The sequence below is a fragment of the Brevundimonas sp. genome, from assembly GCF_027484365.1.
Lineage (GTDB): Bacteria > Pseudomonadota > Alphaproteobacteria > Caulobacterales > Caulobacteraceae > Brevundimonas.
This window is the reverse complement of sequence record NZ_JAIXTC010000012.1, coordinates 54,044-76,687: the sequence shown is the minus strand read 5'-3', so window position 1 is coordinate 76,687 and position 22,644 is coordinate 54,044. Positions and strand designations below refer to the sequence as shown.

Genomic DNA, 22,644 nt, shown 5'->3' with positions numbered 1-22,644 from the left:
CGCGTCCAGTAGCGAGGGGGTCGCACCGACGGGCGAGGTAAACAGCCCCTTAACCCTGGGCCTGCGACACTGGGCACCAAGTCCGTCCGGAGCTTCTGCATGTCCGCAGCCCTCGCCATCAGCCAGCGCGCCGTCCAGGGCGTCCTCATGATCTGGGACGCACCCTTCATGGTGCGTTTTCGCGGCGTGCTTCAGGCCCTGCTGGCGACCCTGCTGGTGGTCGCCCTGGTGTCGTGGAACCCGGCCGATCCGAGCCTGAACGCCGCCTCATCGGCCGCCCCGACCAACTGGCTGGGAGCCAACGGCGCCCTGTTCGCCGACCTCTTCATGCAGTCCCTGGGCCTCGCCGCCTGGCCGGCCGCCGCCCTGACGGTCGCCTTCGGCCTCGCCGCCGCCATCGGCGACGCGATCCAGCAGCGCCTCAAGCCCACGCCGCTGAAGGCGCTCGCCGCTTCCGGCGGAGTGCTCAGCCTGTCCGCCGCCCTCTCGGCCCTGGCCGCTCCGCCCGCCTGGCCGCTGGCCGCCGGCCTCGGCGGCCTGTGGGGTGACGGGGTCATCGGCCTTGTCGATACGGGCTTCCGGGCCCTCGGCGTGCCCGGCGGAAGCCTCATCGGCGGGATCGCCTTCCTCGCCTTCGGCCTGTGGGCCTGCGGCTACGCCGTGGGCCTGCGTCCCGGCGATTTCGCCGAGGGGGCCGCCTGGATCTCGGGTCTGCGCCGGGGGTCCGATCCGGCCGCAGTCCAGACCGCCCGCCGTCGCCCGACCCGCCCCGAACCGGAGGCCGAGGCCGCGCCCGCCCGCGCCCCGCGTCGCGCACCCCGGCTGGAGATGCCGCTCGACGACGAGGCGGACGTCGACGCCCCCCTGCCCTGGGACGAACCGGGTCCCGTCGCCCCGGCGCCGGCCTATCCGGCCCTCGCCCCGCGCACGACCGAGAGCGAGATCAAGGTCGCTGCGCCCAGGCCCCCCAAGACCTCGAAGAAGACGGTCGACGACGACCAGGCCGTGTTCGACTTCGCCCGGCCGGAAGGCGACTTCTCCCTGCCTCCGCTCGGCATGCTGGCCAAGCCCCAGGCCCGCGTGGGCATGGTCGACGAGGCGGCCCTGAAACAGAACGCCCGGATGCTGGAAGGCGTCCTCGCCGAATTCGGGGTCAAGGGGGTCATCGACCAGATCCGGCCCGGCCCCGTCGTCACCCTGTACGAACTGGTTCCCGCGCCCGGGGTCAAGCACGGCCGCGTCGTCGCCCTGTCCGACGACATCGCCCGCTCGATGAGCGCGCGCGCCTGCCGCATCTCCGTCGTGCCGAACCGCAACGCCATCGGCATCGAACTGCCGAACCTGAAGCGCGAGACCGTCTATCTGCGTGACCTGCTGGCCTCGTCGGAATACGGCAAGCCGGCGCATATCCTGCCCCTGGCGCTCGGCGAGACCATCGGCGGCGACCCCTATGTGGCCGACCTGGCGCGGATGCCCCACCTGCTGATCGCAGGCACCACCGGCTCGGGCAAGTCGGTCGGGGTCAACGCCATGATCCTGTCGATCCTGTACCGGCTGAGCCCTGCCGAATGCCGCTTCATCATGATCGACCCCAAGATGCTGGAACTGTCGGTCTATGACGGCATCCCGCACCTGCTGGCCCCCGTCGTCACCGATCCCAAGAAGGCCGTCGTCGCCCTGAAATGGACAGTGCGCGAGATGGAGGACCGCTATCGCCGGATGTCCAAGCTCGGCGTCCGCAATGTCGCCAGCTACAACGAGCGCGCCGTCGAGGCCCAGAAGAAGGGCGAGCATTTCGAGCGTACCGTCCAGACCGGCTTCGACGACCAGGGTCGTCCGGTGTTCGAGTCCGAGAAGATCCGGCCCGAACCCATGCCCTATCTGGTCGTGGTCATGGACGAGATGGCCGATCTGATGCTGGTCGCCGGCAAGGACGTCGAGGGGGCGGTCCAGCGCCTGGCCCAGATGGCCCGCGCCGCCGGCATCCACCTGATCATGGCCACCCAGCGCCCGTCGGTCGACGTCATCACCGGCACCATCAAGGCCAATTTCCCGACCCGGATCTCCTTCCAGGTCACCTCCAAGATCGACAGCCGCACCATCCTCGGCGAACAGGGCGGCGAACAGCTGCTGGGCCAGGGCGACATGCTCTATATGGCCGGCGGCGGCCGCATCACCCGTCTGCATGGGCCGTTCGTGACGGACCAGGAGGTCGAGGAGGTCTGCAAACACCTGCGCAGCCAGGCCGAGCCCGACTATCTCGACCTGATCACCGACGATCCGGACGGCGACGGCGACAACGCCTTCGACGAGGGCGGAAACGGCGGATCGGGCGACGACCTCTATGACCGCGCCGTGGCCGTGGTCACCCGCGACCGCAAGGCCTCGACCTCCTACGTCCAGCGCCGGCTGCAGATCGGCTACAACCGCGCCGCCTCCCTGATCGAACGGATGGAACAGGAAGGCGTCGTCTCCGCCGCCAACCACGCCGGAAAGCGCGACATCCTTGCCGGCCCGCCGCCGATGGCGTGATGCCGCGTTCGCAATGGAGCACGGTGGGGCTGGCGGTCGTCAGCGCTGTTTCACCCTTCATGCTTTTCCTGTGCGACCGGGGCCTTCTGCATCTCATCGCGCCATGGGGTCAGCCGTGGGTCGATGTCGTTCTGGCGCGGCCGGCGTCGTTCGTCGTCTGCGGCCTTGTGTTTGTCCTCCTCGCTGCCGGTTCCGCCGGGCTCGCACCGTGGCGGCGCAGCCTCGCGCTCGGCCTCGGGATCGGTACCGTCCTTGGTGCCATCGCCGTCGCGGCGGTGTTCGGAGGAGCGTCCAGTCCCGTTCTGCCCGGGACAGCCGTGCTGGGCTTTCTCGTGTTCGGGCTGCTGGCCGAGGAATTCCTGTTCCGTGGCGTGGTGTTCGAGGCGTTCCAGCGCCTGTCGCCATCCGGCGGCCAGGCTGCGGTCATCGGTTCGGCCCTGCTCTTGGCGGTCAGCCATTTTGGCTATCACAGCTATCGCCTGACGCCGGAGGCCTTCTCGCAGGTGGCCTACACCTTCCCGCTGGGTCTTGCCCTGGGCTGGCTGCGACTGAGGACCGGTCGGATCGCCCCGGGCAGCCTGGCGCATATGATGTTCAACCTGTCCGGCCTGCTGGCCAGCCGGTTCATGGCCTGACGGTTTCGGGAACCTCCGGCCTGAACAGGGCTTCATTCCGCCGCCGGAATGAGGTCTAGCTCCCGTCATCGCGACGCCGCGCTCGCCTGTCACAACGGCAGCCTCGAAAATCGTCCCGTCCCCCGATCGAGCCGGAGGATGACGAAGCAAGAAAGACGACCATGACCCTGTCCCGCAGAGACCTCGGCTTCGGCCTCGCCGCGATCGCCGGTCTCGCCGCCCTGCCCGCGACCGCCCAGACCGCCCTGTCGGCGGAGGACCGCGCCACCCTGGCCACGGCCCAGACCTATCTGCAGAACCTGACCTCGGCCCAGGGCAGTTTCGTCGAGACCAGCGGCCCCCAGCGTCGTGAAGGCCGCTTCTGGCTGCAGCGTCCGGGCCGGATGCGGTTCGAATACACCAGCCCGGCGGGCCTGCTGGTCGTGTCGGACGGCGACAACGTCAAGCGCTACGACCCGCGCCTGAACGTCTTCCGCCAGGTGCCGCTGGGAATGACGCCCCTGTCCACCTTCCTGGCGCGCAATGTGCGCCTCGACCAGGGCGTCCGCATCGACCGCGTCACCCGGATGCAGTCCGGCGCCTTCGCCATCACCGCCCGCGACGAACGCCGTCCCAATGAAGGCTCGGTCATCCTGGCCTTCGCGGGTAGCCCTCTGCGGCTGCAGGAGTGGACCATCACCGATGCCCAGGGCGGTCGTACCCGGACCCAGCTGACCTCGCTGACGCCCGCCTCGAACCTGGCGTCCAGCCTGTTCCGCCTGACCGATCCGACCCTGCGCCCCCGCCGGAACTGACCTGGACTGACAGATTCACGAATCGTGAACCGTGTTCGGACGATCACAGGCAATAGTCTCTTTTTGTCGTTTGACCATTTCCTGTCGGCGTGACACTTTGAGCACAGGACGGCGGCGGCCGTTCCGACGCCCTCGGACCTCATCCCCTCCCGACGGCGGCGAGAGAGAAACCAACCTCAACCCCTCGGCTCCCCCGCCGAGGGGTTTTTTGCATCTTTCTGGCGCTTTCGCTCGTCGCGTGGCGGCTCCCGGCTTGAGCGCGGCCGCGCTTCCGCTAGACGAGGCCCATGCTTCGCGTCGCCACCTGGAACATCAACTCCGTCCGCCTGCGCATCGAACAGGTCGCCCGGTTCGTCGCCGAGGCCGAGGTCGACGTCCTGTGCCTGCAGGAAATCAAGTGTCTGGAGGACCAGTTCCCCCGGAACGCCTTCGTCGACATGGGCCTGCCGCACCTGAAGATCGCCGGCCAGAAGGGCTGGCACGGGGTGGCGATCGCCTCGCGCCGGCCGATCGAACACTCCGACACCTTCCAGGCCTGCAAACTGGGTCACGCCCGCTGTGTCTCGGCCCGGGTCGCGGGCGTCGATATCCAGAATTTCTACATCCCGGCCGGCGGGGACGTCCCCGACCGTGAGCTGAATCCGAAATTCGATCACAAGATGGATTTCTACGAGCAGCTGACCACGACGGTCACGGCCCAGGATCGTGCGTCGCGCCTGCTGATGTGCGGCGACTTCAACATCGCACCGTCGGAGTTCGACGTCTGGAACCACCGCTATATGTCGAAGATCGTCAGCCACACCCCGCTGGAGGTCGAGACCCTGAACCGGCTACAGGCGGCGGGCGGCTTCCATGACGTGGTCCGGGACGCCTACCCCGAGCCGCAGAAGCTCGCCTCCTGGTGGAGCTATCGCGCCGAGGACTTCCGCAAGTCCGCCCGTGGCCTGCGCCTCGACCACATCTGGACCTCGCCCGGCCTGACCCCGTCGGTCGTGTCACGCTCGGCGATCATCCACGAGCCGGTCCGCGCCTGGGAACAGCCCTCGGACCACTGCCCGATCACGGTCGATCTGGACGTCTAGTCGAGCCGCTCGCAGGCCGCCGTATCGAAGACGAACAGAGCACCACGGCGGACAGAATAGGCAGCGTTCTCATGCCACCATCGCCCAGCCTCGGGCGAGGCCTGCTCCAGAAGATCTACGGCGACGTCGGCCCGGATTCTGTATCCGGCCACCGCTTTGGAACGCCCTGTCAGACACCATAGCCAGTCGACAACGAGGTTTTTGGGTCCCGTCATGACGCCATAGCCAGCCGTCGAAACGGGTTCTTCGTCGAGAATAGGCAGATCGAGGCCAATCCACGCATCGCGCACCCATTCCGGCGCCTCACCCTCTGGCCGGCGGATGATGCGCACCTTGGGCACGCGCTCCTCCCACGGCCCAGGCATCATGGCTGCAGCCGATACCCGCCCGCATCGGTCAGCAGGAGGCGGGCCTGGCCGGGTTCGGGTTCGATCTTCTGGCGCAGGCGATAGATGTGGGTCTCGAGCGTGTGGGTCGTGACCCCGGCGTTGTAGCCCCAGACCTCGGTCAGCAGCTCCTCGCGCGACACGGGCTTGGCCCCGGCGCGGTAGAGGTATTTCAGGATATTGGTTTCCTTCTCCGTCAGCCGGATCTTCTTGCCCTTGGGGTCGATCAGGACCTTGCCGGCGGGTCGGAAGGAATAGGGGCCGATCTGGAAGACCGCGTCCTCGGACTGTTCATGGCTACGCAGATGGGCGCGGATCCGGGCCAGAAGGACGGCGAAGCGGAAGGGCTTGGTCACATAGTCATTGGCCCCGCTGTCGAGGCCGAGCACCGTATCGGCGTCTGAATCCTGCGCCGTCAGCATGATGACGGGGGTCGAGACCCCGTCCTTCCTCAACAGGCGGCAGGCCTCGCGGCCGTCCATGTCGGGCAGGTCGACGTCGAGCAGGATGAGGTCGGCGCGGATCTCCCGGCCCAGACGAACACCCTCGGTGGCCGTCGCGGCCTGGACGGTCTTGAACTCCTCGTGCAGCGCCAGCTGCTCGGCCAGGGCCTCGCGCAGGTCGTCGTCGTCGTCGATGATGAGCAGGGTCTTGGCTGTGGGCATCTGTCTAGAATGGCGAGGCTGGAGCCAAACGCCAAGGCGGCGGCTGAATTTGACGCGGAATCAGAGGCTGAAGGACGTGAAACCCGGGTTTCGTTCCCCGAACAACGCCGATCCAATGCGCACGTGAGTCGCACCCAGCCGGATCGCGGCCTCGAAATCGGCGCTCATCCCCATCGACATGACCTTCAGCCCGTTGCGTTCGGCGATCCGGGCCAGAAGCGCGAAATGCAGGATCGGCTCCTCATCGGCCGGCGGAATGGCCATCAGTCCCTCGACGATCAGCCCCGCGGCGCGGGCGGCGGCGATCAGGGCGTCGGCGTCGCGGGGGGCCACCCCGGCCTTCTGCGCCTCCTCGCCGGTATTCACCTGGACCAGAAGGCGGGGCGAGCGGCCGATCTTCTGCGACGCCGAGGCCAGGGCCCCGACCAATTTGGGGCGATCGAGGGTCTCGATAACGTCGAACAGGGCGACGGCGTCCTCGGCCTTGTTGGACTGGAGCGGGCCGATCAGTCGGAGTTCGAGGTCGGGCAGCACAGGACGTCGATCGGTCCAGCGCGCTTGCGCCTCCTGCACCCGGTTCTCGCCGAACACCCGCAGACCCGAGGCCAGGGCCGTATCGATGGCCTCGTCCGGCTGGGTCTTTGAGACGGCGGTCAGGATGACCCCGGCGGGGTCGCGGCCCGCCGCCCGCGCCGCAGCCGTCATCCGCCCCCGGATCGCCGCCAGCCGGGCGGCGAAGGCCTCGGCGGTGGACGCGGCGGTCGAAGCGGGGGATGAGGCGACCATGGAGTGTCCGGAAACGACGGAAGAGGGGGCGCGGCTGTGGGCCGTGGCTCAGGCCTTAGCCCGCGCGGCTGACGCTGTCAGGGGGGGCGTGCGGTCGCGGGTCCCGCCGATGCTGCTGTTCACCGACCCGGAACGGACCCCCAGGCCCTGGGAGATCGCGTCGCGGATGCCGGCGGGCACAGGCGTGGTCTATCGGTCGTTCGGGGCGGTCGATGCACTTGAGACGGCCGAACGGCTCCGCGCCGAGACGCGAGAGCGAGGGATGACCCTGCTGATCGGGATGGACACCGACCTGGCCGATCAGGTCGGGGCCGACGGTCTTCATCTGCCCGAGCGGGCTCTTTCCGCAGCCTATGCCCTGTGCGGGCGGCGGCCGGACTGGATTCTGACCGGAGCGGTCCATTCCGTGGAACGGGCGAGGGCGGCGCGTGATCTCGATGCCGTGGTCCTGTCGCCGATCTTCCCGGCCGGCGGAGCCTCCGCGGGAAAACCCGCTCTTGGCCTGGAGGCCCTGGCTTCCGCTTCAGAGGGCAGGACGCGTGTCATTGCGCTCGGCGGGATCACGGCTCTCAACGCCGGCGAACTGCAGGGATCTGGCGCTTACGGCTTTGCCGCCATCGGCGGACTGGCCGAGGCGTTCGCGCTCTAGAAGCGGAACAGGGTTTCCAGACGCACGCGCGGCTGGGCGCGGCGGTCGGTCTCGGGGGCGCGGGCCGGGTCCTGTTCGGGCGTCGCCAGACCGGCGGCGGCGCCGACGCGCAGGCGCGGCGACAGCCGGTAGTAGGCACCGGCTTCGACATCGCCCCATTCGGCTTCGCGACCGACAGGCTGGTTCAGGTTGAAATCGAGGCCCCAGCGACCGTTCTCGTTCCAGCGCAGGCCGCGGCGCGGCGCAGCCGGGGGCGTCGAACGCTGGGCGTTGGACGCCTCGGCCAGAGTCACGGCGGGCACGCGTGAGCGTGACTGCGCGGACGCTTCGCCGGCGACGCCCACGACAGCGACGAGACCGAAAGAGACAGCGAGGATCGCCGAGAGACGCATTTCCAACCCTTCGACCCGGCGTTGGTCGCCGGACCTTTGTTCCTGAACCCGACGTTTCCGCCGAGGACCCGCCGATTAGACACCGGTAGTCCTCCCGGTCAACGCAACGAGGCCGGATGAACCCGGTTCCCCGGACTCTTGCATCCTCCTGTGGCGCAAGCGTCACGGGAAGGCGGCCGGAAGGTGTTCGCCGGACCGGGGAATCGCGCCACAGGCCGAATCCGCGTCCGGCCGACGCATACGGACGGCCGCAACGGTCCGGATTGCCTTGTCATCGCCCCTTTTGAGCGTGTTATAGAGCCGCGCCTGGCGAACGGTCGAGGACCGCGCGCCTTTGCGTCCGCCGCCCGAACGGGGATACGGCAGGTCAGCACCCGAGGGAGACGACGTTCGATGGGTTTTGTTCGCGGCAAGACGGTCCTGGCGACCACGATGTTGGTCACGGGCGGTCTGCTCCTTTCCGCCTGCGGCGGCCTGCCCTTCTCGGGCGGCTCCACCCCGCGCGCCACGACGGCCCAGACCGGTATCGGCGTGAACGCCTATCTGTGGCGCGCTACTCTCGACACCCTCAGCTTCATGCCGCTTCTGACCGCCGATCCGTGGGGCGGCGTCGTGAACTATGACTGGTACGTCAACCCGCAGACGCCGAACGAGCGTTTCAAGGCGACCGTCTTCATTCTGGACACCCGGCTGCGCGCCGACGCCCTGAACGTCACCGTGACCAAGGAAGTCCGCAGCGCCGGCGGCGAGTGGACCGCCTCGCCCGTGTCCGGCCAGACCGAGGCCGATCTGGAAAACGCGATCCTGACCAAGGCGCGCCAGCTCAACCTGTCCAACGCCGGCTAAAACGACTTATTCTTTTGGGCGTCATCGCCCTTCGGGCTACTGGAGCGCGGGGGTAATCGCCCTCTCGCTTCAGGATTCCCGTGTCTTCCACCCCGACCCGCTACGACCCCAAGACCGCCGAACCGCGCCAGCAGGCGCGCTGGGCTGACGCCAATGCCTTCGTCACCCGGGATACGGGCCGTCCCAAGTACTATGTCCTTGAAATGTTTCCCTATCCGTCGGGGAACATCCACATGGGTCACGCCCGCAACTATGTGATGGGCGACGTGGTCGCTCGCCATAAGCGGGCCCAGGGCTTCGACGTTCTGCATCCGATGGGCTGGGACGCCTTCGGCATGCCGGCCGAGAACGCCGCCATGGAGCGCGGCATCCACCCCAAGGGCTGGACCTACGACAACATCGCCTCGATGCGCGCCCAGCTGAAGCTGCTGGGCCTGTCGCTGGACTGGTCGCGCGAGTTCGCCACCTGCGACCCGGAATACTACGGCAAACAGCAGGCCTGGTTCCTGGAGCTGTATCGGCGCGGCCTCGTCTATCGCAAGGACGGGACGGTCAACTGGGATCCGGTCGACAACACCGTCCTGGCCAATGAACAGGTCATCGACGGCCGGGGCTGGCGCTCGGGGGCCCTGGTCGAGAAGCGCAAGCTGAACCAGTGGTTCCTGCGCATCACCGACTATGCCGACGACCTGATCGACGGACTCAAGACCCTGGATCGCTGGCCCGAGAAGGTCCGGCTGATGCAGGAGAACTGGATCGGCAAGTCGAAGGGCGCGACCCTGTGGTGGGACATCGCCGGGGCGCCCGACTTCCTGCCCGGCTCGCCGGAGGGCGAACCCAACCACGCTCGCGACCCGATCGAGGTCTACACCACCCGCCCCGACACATTGTTCGGCGCCAGCTTCATCGCCCTGGCCCCCGACCATCCCCTGACAAAGGCGATCGCCGAACACCGGCCGGACGTCGCGGCCTTCGTGAAGGCCTGCGCCCAGACCGGCACCTCGGAAGCCGATATCGAAAAGGCCGAGAAGCTGGGCGTGGACCTCGGCGTTCGCGTCCGTCACCCGTTCGATCCGGACCGGACCCTGCCCGTCTGGGCGGCCAACTTCGTCCTCTCGACCTATGGCTCGGGGGCCATCTTCGGCTGTCCGGCCCACGACCAGCGCGATCTGGACTTCGCCCGCAAATACGACCTGCCCGTCACCCCGGTGGTCAAACCTGACGACGTGGACACCGTCGAGATCAGGACCGAGGCCTATGTCGGTCCGGGCCGGATCTTCAACTCCGGCTTCCTCAACGGACTGGACGTCGAGGCCGCCAAGGCCGCCGCCATCGCCCGGCTGGAGGCATCCGGTCACGGCAAGGGCGCGACCATCTACCGGCTGCGCGACTGGGGCGTCAGCCGCCAGCGCTACTGGGGTTGCCCCATCCCCATCGTCCACTGCCCATCCTGCGGCGTGGTCGAGGTTCCCGCCGGGCAGCTGCCCGTCGTCCTGCCCGACGATGTCACCTTCGACGTGCCCGGCAACCCGCTGGACCGGCACCCGACCTGGAAACACGTCAAATGCCCGTCCTGCGGCACGGACGCCGTGCGCGAGACCGACACCCTCGACACCTTCGTCGATTCCAGCTGGTATTTCGCCCGCTTCACCGATCCGACGGCGGCCGAGCCGATCAACAGGGCCGCCGCCGATCGCTGGCTGGCCGTCGACCAGTATATCGGCGGGGTCGAACACGCGGTCCTGCACCTGCTCTACGCCCGTTTCATCACCCGCGCCCTGTCCGACGCCGGCATGCTGTCGGTGAAGGAGCCCTTCGCCGGACTGTTCACCCAGGGGATGGTGGTCCACGAGACCTATCGCCGCGCCGACGGCGCCTGGGTCGAGCCGACCGATGTCGACCTGGCCAACGAGGCCGGCAATCGCTCGGCGAAACAGCGCTCGACCGGCGAGACCCTGGTTATCGGCGACATCGAGAAGATGTCGAAGTCGAAAAAGAACGTCGTCGCGCCCCAGGAAATCCTCGACTCGCACGGCGTCGACGCCGGTCGGCTGTTCGTCCTGTCCGACAGCCCGCCCGAGCGCGATGTGCAGTGGACGCCCGGCGGGGTCGAGGGCGCCAGCCGTTTCGTCCAGCGCGTCTGGACCCTGTTCGACGGCTACGACGCGGACGCGGAGGGCGATGCAGCCGCAGACGCCATGCTGCTGAAGGAAACCCACAAGGCCATTAAGGCCGTGTCCGAAGGCGTCGAAGGCTTCCGCTTCAACTCCGCCATCGCCAAGCTCTATGCCTTCGTCGCCACGATCCGGGATCACGACGGCGCGTCCGGCGCGGCGCGGCGGGAGGCCCTGTCGGCCCTGGCCCGCCTGGTCGCCCCCTTCACCCCGCACGTCGCGGAGGAAGGCTGGACCCGTCTGGGTGAAACGGGAATGGTCCTGGACGCCCCCTGGCCCGTCTTCGACCCGGCCCTCGCGGCCGACGACGAGGTCGTCCTGCCCATCCAGATCAATGGCAAGCGTCGCGGCGAGATCACCATGCCCCGCGGCGCCGATCCCAAGGCCGTCGAGGCCGAGGCGCTCGCCAATCCGGCCGTTCAGGCCTATCTGGAAGCCAATTCCCAATCGATCCGCAAGGTGATCGTCGTGCCTGACCGTATCGTCAACCTGGTGGCCGGCTGACATGTCGGTCCGCAGCCTGTCAGCGCTGGCGGCCGTCGGTCTGGTTCTGGCCGGGTGCGGGTTCACGCCCCTGTACGGCGACGCAGGCGGCTCGCCGACCCTGACCCGGATTTCCGTCTCGGCCCAGGACGACCGCCTCGGCTACCGCCTGCGCGAACAGCTCGAGGACGCCCTCGGCTGGAACCGCAATGCCGCGCCCCTCTATCGGCTCGAGACCGTGACGCAACAGAACCGTCGCCCTCTGGGTCGCCGGATCGATGACACGGCGACCCGCTACGAGCTGACCGTGCGCGGCGCCTGGACGCTGACGCCGGTCTCGGGCGGCGCGCCGCTGACCGGGACGGAGACCGTCACCACCACCTATGCCGCCGCCGACCAGCCCTATGCCGCCATCGCCGCCCAGCAGGACGGCGAGGACCGCGCCGCCGCCGAACTGGCCCGGTTGATCCGCATCGACCTGATGCGGGCCCTGTCCGCCCCATGATCCTGGCCAAGCGGCCCGAGGTGGACCGCTTCCTGGCGAAGCCCGACGCCGGGATCCGCGCCGCCGTCATCCACGGCAAGGACCGCTCCGGCGTGGCCGAACGGGCCGAGGTCCTGTGCCGGGCCATCACGCCGGACCTGAATGATCCGTTCAACGTCACCCTGCTGACGGACAGCGACATCGACGGCGACGAGGCCCGGCTGGAAGAGGCTCTGACCGCCCTCAGCATGATCGGCGGGCGGCGTCTGGTCCGGGTGCGGCTGGGCGGAGACAAGGCCTCGGTCGACAAACTCCTTGCCGGGGCTTTGAAGACCCACGCCGAGGGCCTGTTCAATCCCGACTGCATGCTGGTGGTCGAGGCGGGGGCGCTCGGGCGCGAGTCGGCCCTGCGCAAGGCGGCCGAGGCCGGCAAGGGCTCGGTCGGCATTGCCTGCTACGAGGACGAGGCCGGCGACATCGCCCGGATGACTCGCGAGGCCCTGGCCGTCGACAAGGTCGGCCTGACCACGGACGCCCTCGCCGCCTTCGTCGCCCGCCTGCCGCGTGAGCGCGGCCTGATGCGCCAGGAGATCGAACGGCTGGCCCTCTATGTCGGCCCCGGCTCGGGCCGGACCATCGATGTCGATGAGCTGGAGGCCCATCTCGGCGTCGAGGCCGACGCCTCCCTGTCCGATGCCGCGCTTCAGGCCTTCGGCGGACGCCCCGCCCCGGCCCAGGGCGGGCTGAGGCGCGCCCTGGCGGAGGGGGAGAGCGCGGTCATGGCCGTCCGCTCCGCCTCCATCCATCTCGGCAAGCTGCGCCGCATCAATGTGCTTCAGAACGCGGGCGCGGGGGCCAAGGAGGCCGCCAAGGCCGCGGGTGTCTTCTGGAAACAGGAAAACGAGATGCTGCGTCAAGCCCGCGCCTGGCGTCTCGAAGAGCTCGACGTCGTTCAGGACAGCGTCAACACCGCCGACGTCGCCACAAAGACGACCGGCATGCCCGAACACCTGATTGCCGAACGTCTCCTGCTGGAAATCGCCGCAAGGGCAAGGCGGCTGGGCCTTTGATCCCTTCTCCCCTTGCGGGAGAAGGTGGCAGCCGAAGGCTGACGGATGAGGGGTTGTACCGCCGGCTGGAGTGAGTGGATCGAGCCCTGACGTTTGACATCAGCGTGACCCCTCATCCGACTTCGCTGCGCTCAGCCACCTTCTCCCGCAGGGGGAGAAGGAAAATCGTTACCCCCGCTTCGAGGCCTTTCGGAAGGCCGGCTTGGCCAGGGCCGTGTTACGGGCGCTGACCGTCTGTTCCGGATGCTTTCCGGGCTTGAAGGCCGGGCCGCCGGGCTGGCTGGAGGCCTTCTTCGCCGCGAGGACGCGTTTCAGGGCTTCTGCGGGGGTTTCGGGCGTGTCGGTCATGCCCCGACCCTAGCACAGACGCGCCTCAGGCGCGCATCAACCGCCGGCAAAGGTCGTCCAGCTGCTCCAGACTGGCGTAGGACAGGGTCAGTTCGCCCTTCCCGCCCCGGTCCGACAGAGAAATCTTCACCCCGAGGGCGTCCGTCAGATCCTGTTCCAGGGCGGCGATATCGGGTGAGGCGGCGCCCTGGGTCCCTGCCGGCCTTGTCGGTTTCGGCTTCTGTTCGTCCTGCGACTTGCGGGCCAGAGCCTCGGCCTGACGGACGTTCAGGCCCTGATCCACCACCTGGTCGGCCAGGGCGTCAGGATCCTTCGCCGTCAGCAGGGCGCGGGCGTGGCCAGCGGACAGTCGGCCGGCCATGACATGCTCCCGCGCGCCCGGCGTCAACTGGGTCAGGCGCAGGGTGTTGGCGACATGGCTCCGCGACTTGCCGACGATTCCGGCGACCGCGTCCTGGGTGCGGCCGAACCGCTCCATCAGCACGCCATAGGCCGCCGCCTCTTCCAGCGGGTTGAGATCCGCCCGCTGGACGTTCTCGATGATGGCGACCTCGAGCACCTCCAGGTCGTCCATTTCGCGGACGATGATCGGCACTTCCGTCAGGCGGGCGGCCTGGGCGGCGCGCCAGCGGCGTTCGCCCGCGATGATCTGCCAAACGCCGTCCTCGCCGGGCTGCTGCCGGACCAGAATCGGCTGCAGAACGCCCTTGTCGCGGATCGACTGGGTCAGTTCGTCGTGGTCGGCCCGGGTGAACTGTTTGCGCGGTTGATCCGGGTTCGGCTTCAGGCTCTCGATCGGCACGGATGCGACGCCGGTGGGCAATACCGCGCCCGGCGCGACCGGAACGGGCTCGGCGACCGTTTCGCCCATCAGGGCGGACAGGCCTCGGCCCAGACCTCTTTGACGTTCAGACAAACTCTTGATTCCGTATCGTTATCAGGCGGCGAGGCGGCGGCGTTCGCGACCGACCACCTCCTTGGCGAGCTTCAGGTAAGCTTGGCTGCCGGTGCATTTCAGGTCGTAGATCAACACCGGCTTGCCGAAGGACGGCGCCTCCGACACCCGCACGTTCCGGGGGATGACGGCGTCATAGACCTTGTCGCCGAAGTGGGCCCGGACGTCGGCCGCCACCTGTCCAGACAGGGCGTTGCGCCGGTCGTACATGGTCAGGACCAGACCCTGGATTTCGAGGGTCGGATTCAATGATTGACGGACCATCTCGATCGTCTTCATCAACTGCGTCAACCCTTCCAGGGCGAAGAACTCGCACTGCAGCGGGACAAGGACGCCGTCCGCGGCCGCCATGGCGTTGAGGGTCAGAAGGTTCAGCGACGGCGGGCAGTCGATCAGGACATAGTCGTACCCGGTATGGCCGTCCGTCGCCTGGGCCGCGAGCGCGTCCCGCAGGCGATAGGAGCGGCGATCGGCCTGGCTCAGTTCGATCTCGACGCCCGACATGTCGGCGTCGGCAGGAATGATGTGCAATCCCGGTACGGCCGTCGGCACTGCCGCGTCATGCACGGACCGACCGTCGACGATCACGTCATAGATGGTGATCCGGCGTGTTTCACGTGGAACGCCCAGACCGGTGCTGGCATTGCCCTGGGGGTCCATGTCGACGATCAGGACCTTCTCGCCGATGGCGGCGAGCGCAGTCCCGAGGTTGATCGCGGTCGTCGTCTTGCCGACTCCGCCCTTCTGATTCGACACGGCGAGGATGCGTGGCGGCTTCACCGGGGACGGCTTGGTCATACTAACCACGTTGCTGGTTTCCACGGGGGCGAAGGCTCCGGACAGTGACGATGCGACCTCTCGGATCGCTGCGCGACACCGAAAGCTCGGCTTCGACATGCCAAGACTTGGCGGCGTCCTGCAACTCGGTCTCGGCCTTCTCTCCCTTGAGAAACAGACCTTGTGCACCGCGAGACAGGTAAGGCTGTGCATAACCCAGCAGCTTTTCCATCGGGGCGACGGCGCGGGCGGTGACGACGTCGACCTTGAGCGCCTGCTCCTCCGCCCGTCCCCAGACCACGGTCGCCGGCAGGGCCAGTTCATCAACGATGGTCTGCAGGAATCGGCAGCGTTTCTGGAGGGAATCGATCAGCCAGACATGGGCGTCCGGCCGGCCCTTCACCAGGATGGCCAGGACCACACCGGGAAACCCTGCGCCCGCACCGAGGTCCGCCCAGGTCCGGGCGAAACCCGCAAGATCGAGGAGCTGGGCGGAATCCCAGGCATGACGGTTCCAGAAGTCCGGCAGACTGTCGGGTCCGACCAGGTTCATGACCTCATTGGCCTCGCTCAGCAGGACGCGAAACCGTTCGAGATCGGCCATCCGCTCCGGCCAGGCGCCGGTCGCCTTCTGAAATTCATCGGCTGTCATCAGGCTGCGATCGCCGCTTTCTTGACGTGCGAAAGAAGCGCCGTCAGGGCGCCGGGCGTGACGCCCTCGATCCGGCCGGCCTGGCCCAGGGTGCGCGGCTGGACCAGGGAGAGCTTCTCGCGGACCTCGTGGGACAGCCCTCCGATCGCCGCGTAGTCGAGATTGGCCGGCAGGGTCAGGGCCTCCTCCTGCCGCAGGGCCTCGGCATCGGCCGTCTGGCGATCCAGATATCCCGCATAGCCCGCGTCGATCTCGACCTGCTCGCGCACCGCCGGGCTCCAGTCGTCGATGACCGGGTAGGCCGCAGCGAAGGCCGACAGGTCGACGCCGGGATAGGCCAGAAGGTCGCGCATCGAACGGCGCTGACCATCGGGATTGACGGAAATGCCCAGGGCCTGAGCCTCCTTCGGCGTGAACTTCGTTTCGCGCGCCAGGGTGGTCGCCTCGGCCAGGGCCCCGGACTTGATCTCAAAGGCCCGCCGACGATCCGACGAGACGATTCCGGCCTCCAGACCCAGAGGGGTCAACCGTTGATCCGCATTGTCGGCGCGCAGAGTCAACCGGTACTCGGCGCGGCTGGTGAACATCCGGTAGGGCTCGGTCACACCCCGTGTGACCAGATCGTCGATCATGACGCCGATATAGGCCTGGTCCCGCCCCAGCACGATTTCCGGGGATCCGGCGGCGGCGCGCGCGGCGTTGAGACCGGCAATCAACCCTTGAGCGCCCGCTTCCTCATACCCGGTCGTACCGTTGATTTGACCGGCCAGATAGAGGCCCGGACGCCGTTTGACCTCCAGGGCGGGGGTCAGTTCGCGCGGATCGACGTAGTCGTATTCGATCGCATAGCCGAAGCGGAACACCTCGACGGATTCCAGCCCGGGCATGGTGCGCAGGAAGGCGATCTGGGTCTCCGGCGAGACCGAGGTCGAGATGCCGTTCGGATAGACGGTCGGATCGTCCAGACCCTCGGGTTCGAGGAAGACCTGATGGGAGGTCTTGTCGGCGAACCGGACGACCTTGTCCTCGATCGAGGGACAGTAGCGCGGGCCGACTCCGGTCAGCTTGCCGCCATAGACGGCGCTCTCGCCGAGGTTGGCCGCGATGATGGCATGGGTCTCTTCGGTCGTCTGCGTGATGCCACAGGCGATCTGCGGGACCTCGATCCGGTCGGTCAGGAAACTGAAGGGCACGGGCTCCGCGTCGGCGGCCTGCATCTCCAGCCGGTCCCAGGCGATGGTGCGGCCATCGAGGCGGGCCGGGGTCCCGGTCTTGAGCCGACCCATCTGCAGGCCCGAGCCATAGAGGTCGGCCGCCATGCCGGTCGAGGGGGCCTCGCCGTGACGACCGGCCGGGATGCGTTCGTCTCCGCGATGAATGACGCCATTGAGGAAGGTGCCGGTCGTCAGGACCACGGCGCCGGCCTTCAGCGAAACGCCGTCCCCCGTCGTGACGCCGACCACACGGTCGCCGTCGAGGATCAGGGCCTCGGCCGTCCCGGCCATCAGGGTCAGGTTGGGATAGTCGGCGAGTTCGGCCTGCATCGCCTCCCGGTACAGGCGCCGGTCGATCTGGCTTCGTGGCCCGCGCACGGCGGCACCCTTGGAACGGTTGAGCAGACGAAACTGGATGCCGGCCTTGTCGCCGAGTCGCCCCATCAGGCCGTCGAGGGCGTCGATCTCGCGGACCAGATGACCCTTGCCCAGGCCGCCGATCGCCGGATTGCAGCTCATCTCGCCGATGGTCTCAAGCTTTTGCGTCAGCAACAGGGTGCGCGCGCCGGCGCGCGCGGAGGCGGCCGCGGCCTCGCAGCCGGCATGGCCGCCGCCGATCACGATGACGTCGAAGGAAGAGGGGGAGCTCATGGGGCGGGACATAGGGGAAAAGGGGTCGAAACGCCACCGACGGACTGTTTCACGTGAAACAGCGGCCGATCACTTTCCGATGCAGAAGGTCGAAAAGACTTCGCCGAGGATGTCCTCGACACCGATCGCACCCGTGACCCGGCCCAGGGCGTCGGCGGCACGGCGCAGGTCGTCGCCTGCGAGTTCCGGCGCGGCGCTCAGATGGCCTCTTGCCGCGGCGACAGCAGAGGCCGCTTCCGACAGCCTGCGTCGGTGGCGTTCGCGGGTTACGGCCGGAAAATCAGCGCCCGACAGATCGCGCGCCAGCCGCGCGGCCAGGGCATCGTGAAGCGCCCGCAGACCTTCCCCCGTCAGGGCGCTGACCGCGATCCCCTCGCCGGCGGCCACAGCCAGGTCGGCCTTGGTCCAGACCACGAAGTCGTCGGGTCTGGCGAAGGCTGCAGCCTCGCCATCGGGGTCGCCCGGCGCGCGGACCCAGAGCCGAAGGTCTGCGGCTTCCGCCCGGGCGCGGGCGCGACGAACGCCCTCAGCCTCGACCAGATCAGCGCTCTCCCGCAGGCCGGCCGTATCCGACAGGGTCACGGCATAGCCGCCGATGACCAGATCCGCGTCCAGCACGTCCCGCGTCGTGCCGGCGATGGCCGTAACGATGGCGGCGTCACGTTCGACCAGGGCGTTGAACAGGGCGGACTTGCCGGCATTGGTCTCGCCGATCAGGACGATGCGATAGCCCTCCCGGACGCGGCGTCCGCGGTCGGCGTCGTCCAGGGCCTTGTCCAGGTCGGCTGTCAGTCGGTCGAGAACAGGCCCGGCCGACCGGGCCAGATGGTCCGGCACATCCTCGTCCGGAAAGTCGATCTCGGCCTCGACGAGGGCGAGCGCCGTCAGAAGATCCCGTCGGAATCCCGCATAGGTCTGGCTCAAGGCGCCGTCGAGTTGGCCGAGCGCCTGGGTCGCCTGGGCCGAAGTCTCGGAGTCGATCAGATCAGCCACCGCCTCCGCCTGGGCCAGGTCCATACGGCCGTTCTCAAAGGCGCGGCGTGTGAACTCGCCGGGGTCGGCGGGTCGCAGCCCGAGATCGATCAGGGCCGAAGACACCGCGTCGATGACCGCCCGTCCGCCATGCAGATGCAGTTCGGCGCAGTCCTCGCCCGTGTAAGAGGCCGGCCCGGGGAAGCGGAGAACAAGAGCCTGGTCCAACACCGCACCGCCGTGGCGCAGGGTCCGCAGCGAGGCGAGCCGGGGCTTGAGGCCGGGCGCGCCCAGGGCGGTGAGGACCTGATCGGTACCCGGGCCGGAAAGGCGCAAAACGGCGATGGCACCGCGTCCCGGAGCGGTGGCGAGGGCGAAGACGGTGTCGGTCATGGGAACAGTCTCCTCCCTGTCAGCGAAGCCGATGGGGAGGTGGCTCGCAGCGAAGCAAAGAGACGGAGGGGTTGTTTCCGCCATCCAGAACCGCTCCGTCTGCTCGCGAAGAACTCGCATCCACCCCCCCATCGCTGCGCGACAGGGAGGAGACGACTGGCAGTCACTTCGGCGTGGTGACCGCCGCCTGCATCAGCTGCCGGAACTGGTCCTGGGCCTGAAGACCGAAGCTGGTCCAGGTCTTCATCAGCTCTTCCGGCTGCATGGCGGACATGTTGGCGTCCATCCGCTTCTGCATCTCGGCGACCAGATGATCGTTCAGCGGCGCCACGTCGGGCAGGCCGAGGAAGGCTCGCGCCTCGGCCGGGGTGCAGTCGACTTCCAAATTCACCTTCATCGCGCGTCGCTCCGTGTTTCACGTGAAACATCGACCCAAAACAGCCGGCCCTCAAGCCGCTTCGGACCGCGTCCGAAGCGACAGGACCCGACCTTATGTGTTCATCGACTGGAAGAAGTCGGCGTTGTTCTTGGACTGGCGCAGCTTGTCGAGCAGGAACTCGATCGCGTCCTGGGGCCCCATCGGGTTCAGGATGCGACGCAGGACATAGGTCTTGGTTAGCTGATCCTTCGGCGTGATCAGCTCTTCCTTGCGGGTGCCGGACTTCAGCACGTCGATAGCCGGGAAGATGCGCTTGTCGGCCACCTTCCGGTCCAGAACGATTTCCGAGTTACCCGTGCCCTTGAACTCTTCGAAGATCACCTCGTCCATGCGCGAGCCGGTGTCGATCAGGGCGGTGGCGATGATGGTCAGAGACCCGCCCTCCTCCACATTCCGCGCCGCGCCGAAGAAGCGCTTGGGACGCTGAAGGGCGTTGGCGTCGACGCCGCCGGTCAGGACCTTGCCCGACGACGGGACCGTGGCGTTGTAGGCCCGGCCCAGACGGGTGACCGAGTCCAGCAGGATGACGACGTCCTTCTTGTGCTCGACCAGGCGCTTGGCCTTTTCGATCACCATCTCGGCGACGGCGACGTGGCGGGTGGCCGGCTCGTCGAAGGTGGAGGCCACGACCTCGCCCTTCACGGTGCGCTGCATGTCGGTGACTTCTTCGGGACGCTCGTCGATCAGCAGGACGATCAGCGAGACCTCGGGGTGGTTGGCCTCGATCGACTTGGCGATGTTCTGCAGCATGACCGTCTTGCCGACCCGCGGCGGGGCCACGATCAGGCAGCGCTGGCCCTTGCCGAGCGGAGCGACGATGTCGATGACCCGGCCAGACCGGTCCCGCAGGGTCGGATCCTGGATCTCCATGGTCAGCCGCTCATTGGGATAGAGCGGGGTCAGGTTGTCGAAATTGACCTTGGTGCGAACCGTCTCCGGGTCCTCGTAGTTGATCGTGTCGACCTTGAGCAGGGCGAAATAGCGCTCGCCCTCGCGGGGGCCGCGGACGGCGCCGTGCACCGTATCGCCCGAACGCAGGCCGAAGCGGCGGATCTGGGACGGCGACACATAGATATCGTCCGGGCCCGGCAGATAGTTGGCGTCCGGCGAACGCAGGAAGCCGAAACCGTCCGGCAGCATCTCCAGCGTCCCGGAGGCGATGATCTCGACCTCCTCGTCGGCCAGGGTCTTGAGGATGGCGAACAGAAGGTCCTGCTTGCGCAGGTTCGAGGCGTTCTCGATCTCGAGCTGTTCGGCGAAAGCGACCAGCTCGACCGGGGTCTTGTCGTTGAGCTCCTGAAGCGTGATCCGGCCGGACGGGACGACGGACTCTCCCTCCTCATCGGCGCTCTCGGCATCGTCCCCGATGTCGGCCGCCACATCGGCGTCATTGGCGCCGTCCGCCTGGGAGGTGTCTTCCGCCGTTCCGGGCGTCAGCCCTTCGAGCGCTTCGGTTTCGGGGGCGGTGTTGTCGGTGTCGCGGACGTCGGTCATGTCGGAACTCTGGATTCACGTCGTCACGGCCCGGCGTCGAAGGACGTCAGGCCGGGACGAATGGGTCCCCCGATCAGGTCGGAGGATGACGAGGGCCTTGCGGCCAGAGGGGGAGCGTCGGGTCCGAAGGCGGCCAGATCCTCGATGAGGGGCCCGGCGATCGGTCGGCGCGAAGAGAAGGGCAGCGCCGCGAACGACGCCTCATCGTCAGCGGAACCACATTCCAGGCGTTCGGGTCAAGCGTCGCGGTTCAGAAGGTCCACTCGGTCGTGACCGACAGCACCATGACGATCGCGAGAACGAAGGGAATCTCGTTGGTCATGCGCCAGAACCGGCTGGTCCTGGTGGACGTCCCGGCCGCGATCTTCCGGCGCTCTCCGGCGAGGAAGCCGTGCCAGCCGGCCAGCAGGAAGACGCCCGCCAGCTTCGTCACCATCCAGGGCTCCGCCAGGAAGGCGGCCCCGCGCATCTGGACATCCAGATGGATGAGCCACAGGCCGAAGACAAAGGCGAGAACCATGGCCGGGTTGACGATGATACGGAGAAGACGGGTCTGCCACAGGCGCAGCAGGGTCTGCATCTCGGACTTCAGCGGCTCCGTCTTGCCGGTCTGCTCCGCGTCATAGGCGTAGAGGCGGGGCAGAAACAGCAGACCGGCCATCCAGGCGATGACCGCCAGAATGTGCAGGCCCCGCGCGAGATCGTAGAGAGTCACGCTGTGGCCCCTTCGGCCTGGAACGGACAGGCCTTCCAACGGGCCTGACAGCCGGGACCGGACGGCGCCGTACCGGTGCGGCCCAGACTATCGGTCACGGCCTGGGCCAGGGCGCCGATGAAGGCTCCCGCCACGCCGACGGCGGGCGCACGCAGATAGGGATGCAGACCGGCTTCATGGGCCAGTTCGCCGTATTCGATGTCCAGCTCGACCAGGGTCTCGATATGTTCGGAGACGAAGGCAATCGGGGTGACCACGACCCCGACCCCGTCAGCGGCCGCCTGCTTGATGACGTCGGGCGTCGAGGGCCCGAGCCATTTCAGCGGCCCGACCCGGCTCTGGTAGCACAGACGCCAGTCTGTCAGTCCTGCGGCAGCGGCCACTGCCGCCACCGTGCCCTCGATCTGCTCCTGGTAGGGATCGCCCTGGGCGACCAGTTTCTCCGGAATGCCGTGCGCCGAGAAGAGTACGCGCATGGGACGACCCGGATAATCCCGGCCGGCCTCCGCGAGCCTGGTGCGGATGACATCAGCCTGGGCCTCGATCCAGCCTGTCGCCCGGGGATAACAGCAAATCGTCCGCGACCGGCCCGAACCCGCATAGGCCGCCTTCCAGGCCTTGAGCGAAGACTGGGTCGTGGTGGTCGAGAACTGCGGATAGAGGGGCAGGAGCACCACTTCGTCGGGACCGTAGGCGGCGACGTCAACGGCCGTTTCTTCGGTCAGCGGGTGCCAGTAGCGCATGGCGATAAAGCTCCTGACCTCGTCGCCGGGCAAGAGGGTCGCCAACCGGGCGTCGAGAGCCGCCATCTGTTTGCGCGTCTCGGCCTTCAGGGGCGAACCGCCGCCGGCGTCCATCATCGCATAGTTGGCCTGGGCGCTCTTCTCACGACGCGAGGAGATCAGCTTGGCCAGGGGCGTCCGCGCGAACCCGGGCAGGCCGATGATGGCCGGGTCATTGAACAGGTTGAACAGGAAGGGCCGAACCGAGGCGGCGTCATCCGGTCCGCCGAGGTTGAAAAGGACGACTGCGATCCGTCTACCGGTCATTCCTCGG

23 protein-coding genes are annotated in these 22,644 nt (G+C 67.8%); 9 read left to right on the top strand and 14 right to left on the bottom strand.

What is annotated here, in order from left to right; translation table 11 throughout:
* The first annotated feature begins 99 nt into the window (after nucleotides 1-99).
* From Q0044_RS04880 to xth, 4 genes are all read left to right on the top strand, one after another.
* Entirely contained in the window at nucleotides 100-2,532 is a 2,433-nt protein-coding gene (locus Q0044_RS04880; protein WP_298160346.1) for an FtsK/SpoIIIE family DNA translocase, read from the top strand.
* Complete coding sequence (locus Q0044_RS04875; protein ID WP_298160344.1) at nucleotides 2,532-3,167, top strand: CPBP family intramembrane glutamic endopeptidase; 636 nt, start codon at nucleotides 2,532-2,534, stop codon at nucleotides 3,165-3,167. The genes Q0044_RS04880 and Q0044_RS04875 overlap by 1 nt, the downstream gene beginning before the upstream one ends.
* Nucleotides 3,168-3,328: 161 nt before the next feature.
* Nucleotides 3,329-3,961, top strand: a complete 633-nt coding sequence (locus Q0044_RS04870; protein WP_298160342.1) for a LolA family protein — start codon at nucleotides 3,329-3,331, stop codon at nucleotides 3,959-3,961.
* Nucleotides 3,962-4,248: 287 nt separating this feature from the next.
* The gene (gene xth, locus Q0044_RS04865; protein ID WP_298160341.1) at nucleotides 4,249-5,043 is read left to right on the top strand and encodes an exodeoxyribonuclease III; all 795 of its coding nucleotides are present in this window, start codon (nucleotides 4,249-4,251) and stop codon (nucleotides 5,041-5,043) included.
* Here xth and Q0044_RS04860 read toward each other — a convergent pair.
* From Q0044_RS04860 to Q0044_RS04850, 3 genes are read right to left on the bottom strand one after another with little or no spacing between them, the layout of a single operon-like run.
* Nucleotides 5,040-5,384, bottom strand: a complete 345-nt coding sequence (locus Q0044_RS04860; RefSeq protein ID WP_298160338.1) for a hypothetical protein — start codon at nucleotides 5,382-5,384, stop codon at nucleotides 5,040-5,042. The two genes, xth and Q0044_RS04860, sit on opposite strands and share 4 nt — an antisense overlap.
* Before the next feature lie 23 nt (nucleotides 5,385-5,407).
* The gene (locus Q0044_RS04855; RefSeq protein ID WP_298160335.1) at nucleotides 5,408-6,094 is read right to left on the bottom strand and encodes a response regulator transcription factor; all 687 of its coding nucleotides are present in this window, start codon (nucleotides 6,092-6,094) and stop codon (nucleotides 5,408-5,410) included.
* Nucleotides 6,095-6,154: 60 nt separating this feature from the next.
* Nucleotides 6,155-6,880, bottom strand: a complete 726-nt coding sequence (locus Q0044_RS04850) for a YggS family pyridoxal phosphate-dependent enzyme (RefSeq protein ID WP_298160333.1) — start codon at nucleotides 6,878-6,880, stop codon at nucleotides 6,155-6,157.
* 109 nt (nucleotides 6,881-6,989) lie between these two features.
* Between Q0044_RS04850 and Q0044_RS04845 the strand changes: the two genes are divergently transcribed.
* A complete protein-coding gene (locus Q0044_RS04845) occupies nucleotides 6,990-7,529 on the top strand; it encodes a thiamine phosphate synthase (protein WP_298160331.1) in 540 nt (179 codons plus the stop codon).
* Here the strand turns inward: Q0044_RS04845 and Q0044_RS04840 are convergent.
* Nucleotides 7,526-7,921 (bottom strand): NtrZ family periplasmic regulatory protein, encoded by a 396-nt coding sequence (locus tag Q0044_RS04840; RefSeq protein ID WP_298160328.1) that lies wholly within the window; start codon nucleotides 7,919-7,921, stop codon nucleotides 7,526-7,528. The two genes, Q0044_RS04845 and Q0044_RS04840, sit on opposite strands and share 4 nt — an antisense overlap.
* Before the next feature lie 393 nt (nucleotides 7,922-8,314).
* On the opposite strand from Q0044_RS04840, the gene Q0044_RS04835 reads away from it, so the two are divergent.
* The 4 genes from Q0044_RS04835 (at nucleotide 8,315) to holA (ending at nucleotide 12,978) form a co-directional block, all read left to right on the top strand.
* Nucleotides 8,315-8,767 (top strand): DUF3576 domain-containing protein, encoded by a 453-nt coding sequence (locus Q0044_RS04835; RefSeq protein WP_298160326.1) that lies wholly within the window; start codon nucleotides 8,315-8,317, stop codon nucleotides 8,765-8,767.
* An 80-nt stretch (nucleotides 8,768-8,847) separates the two neighbouring features.
* Nucleotides 8,848-11,445: a leucine--tRNA ligase gene (gene leuS / locus Q0044_RS04830; protein WP_298160323.1), complete on the top strand. Its 2,598-nt coding sequence runs from the start codon at nucleotides 8,848-8,850 to the stop codon at nucleotides 11,443-11,445.
* Between the two features lies 1 nt (nucleotide 11,446).
* A complete protein-coding gene (gene lptE / locus Q0044_RS04825) occupies nucleotides 11,447-11,929 on the top strand; it encodes an LPS assembly lipoprotein LptE (protein WP_298160320.1) in 483 nt (160 codons plus the stop codon).
* Nucleotides 11,926-12,978 (top strand): DNA polymerase III subunit delta, encoded by a 1,053-nt coding sequence (holA, locus tag Q0044_RS04820; RefSeq protein WP_298160318.1) that lies wholly within the window; start codon nucleotides 11,926-11,928, stop codon nucleotides 12,976-12,978. The genes lptE and holA overlap by 4 nt, the downstream gene beginning before the upstream one ends.
* 168 nt (nucleotides 12,979-13,146) lie before the next feature.
* Here holA and Q0044_RS04815 read toward each other — a convergent pair whose 3' ends face one another.
* The 10 genes from Q0044_RS04815 to hemH form a co-directional block, all read right to left on the bottom strand.
* Entirely contained in the window at nucleotides 13,147-13,326 is a 180-nt protein-coding gene (locus Q0044_RS04815; protein WP_298160315.1) for a hypothetical protein, read from the bottom strand.
* A 25-nt stretch (nucleotides 13,327-13,351) separates the two neighbouring features.
* On the bottom strand, nucleotides 13,352-14,242 hold the full coding sequence (locus tag Q0044_RS04810; protein ID WP_298160312.1) for a ParB/RepB/Spo0J family partition protein: 891 nt from the start codon (nucleotides 14,240-14,242) through the stop codon (nucleotides 13,352-13,354).
* Between the two features lie 21 nt (nucleotides 14,243-14,263).
* Entirely contained in the window at nucleotides 14,264-15,079 is an 816-nt protein-coding gene (locus tag Q0044_RS04805; RefSeq protein ID WP_298160310.1) for a ParA family protein, read from the bottom strand.
* A 1-nt stretch (nucleotide 15,080) separates the two neighbouring features.
* A complete protein-coding gene (rsmG, locus tag Q0044_RS04800; RefSeq protein ID WP_298160308.1) occupies nucleotides 15,081-15,710 on the bottom strand; it encodes a 16S rRNA (guanine(527)-N(7))-methyltransferase RsmG in 630 nt (209 codons plus the stop codon).
* Nucleotides 15,710-17,575: a tRNA uridine-5-carboxymethylaminomethyl(34) synthesis enzyme MnmG gene (mnmG, locus tag Q0044_RS04795; protein WP_298160306.1), complete on the bottom strand. Its 1,866-nt coding sequence runs from the start codon at nucleotides 17,573-17,575 to the stop codon at nucleotides 15,710-15,712. Before mnmG ends, rsmG begins: the two co-directional genes overlap by 1 nt.
* A gap of 69 nt (nucleotides 17,576-17,644) precedes the next feature.
* Nucleotides 17,645-18,940, bottom strand: a complete 1,296-nt coding sequence (gene mnmE, locus Q0044_RS04790) for a tRNA uridine-5-carboxymethylaminomethyl(34) synthesis GTPase MnmE (protein ID WP_298160304.1) — start codon at nucleotides 18,938-18,940, stop codon at nucleotides 17,645-17,647.
* Between the two features lie 163 nt (nucleotides 18,941-19,103).
* A complete protein-coding gene (locus Q0044_RS04785; RefSeq protein WP_298160300.1) occupies nucleotides 19,104-19,337 on the bottom strand; it encodes a DUF6489 family protein in 234 nt (77 codons plus the stop codon).
* A gap of 93 nt (nucleotides 19,338-19,430) precedes the next feature.
* Entirely contained in the window at nucleotides 19,431-20,873 is a 1,443-nt protein-coding gene (rho, locus tag Q0044_RS04780; RefSeq protein WP_298160297.1) for a transcription termination factor Rho, read from the bottom strand.
* Between the two features lie 250 nt (nucleotides 20,874-21,123).
* Complete coding sequence (locus Q0044_RS04775) at nucleotides 21,124-21,588, bottom strand: CopD family protein (protein ID WP_298160295.1); 465 nt, start codon at nucleotides 21,586-21,588, stop codon at nucleotides 21,124-21,126.
* Nucleotides 21,585-22,637, bottom strand: coding sequence for a ferrochelatase (gene hemH, locus Q0044_RS04770; RefSeq protein WP_298160292.1), 1,053 nt, complete (start codon nucleotides 22,635-22,637; stop codon nucleotides 21,585-21,587). The genes Q0044_RS04775 and hemH overlap by 4 nt, the downstream gene beginning before the upstream one ends.
* Nucleotides 22,638-22,644 lie beyond the last annotated feature (7 nt).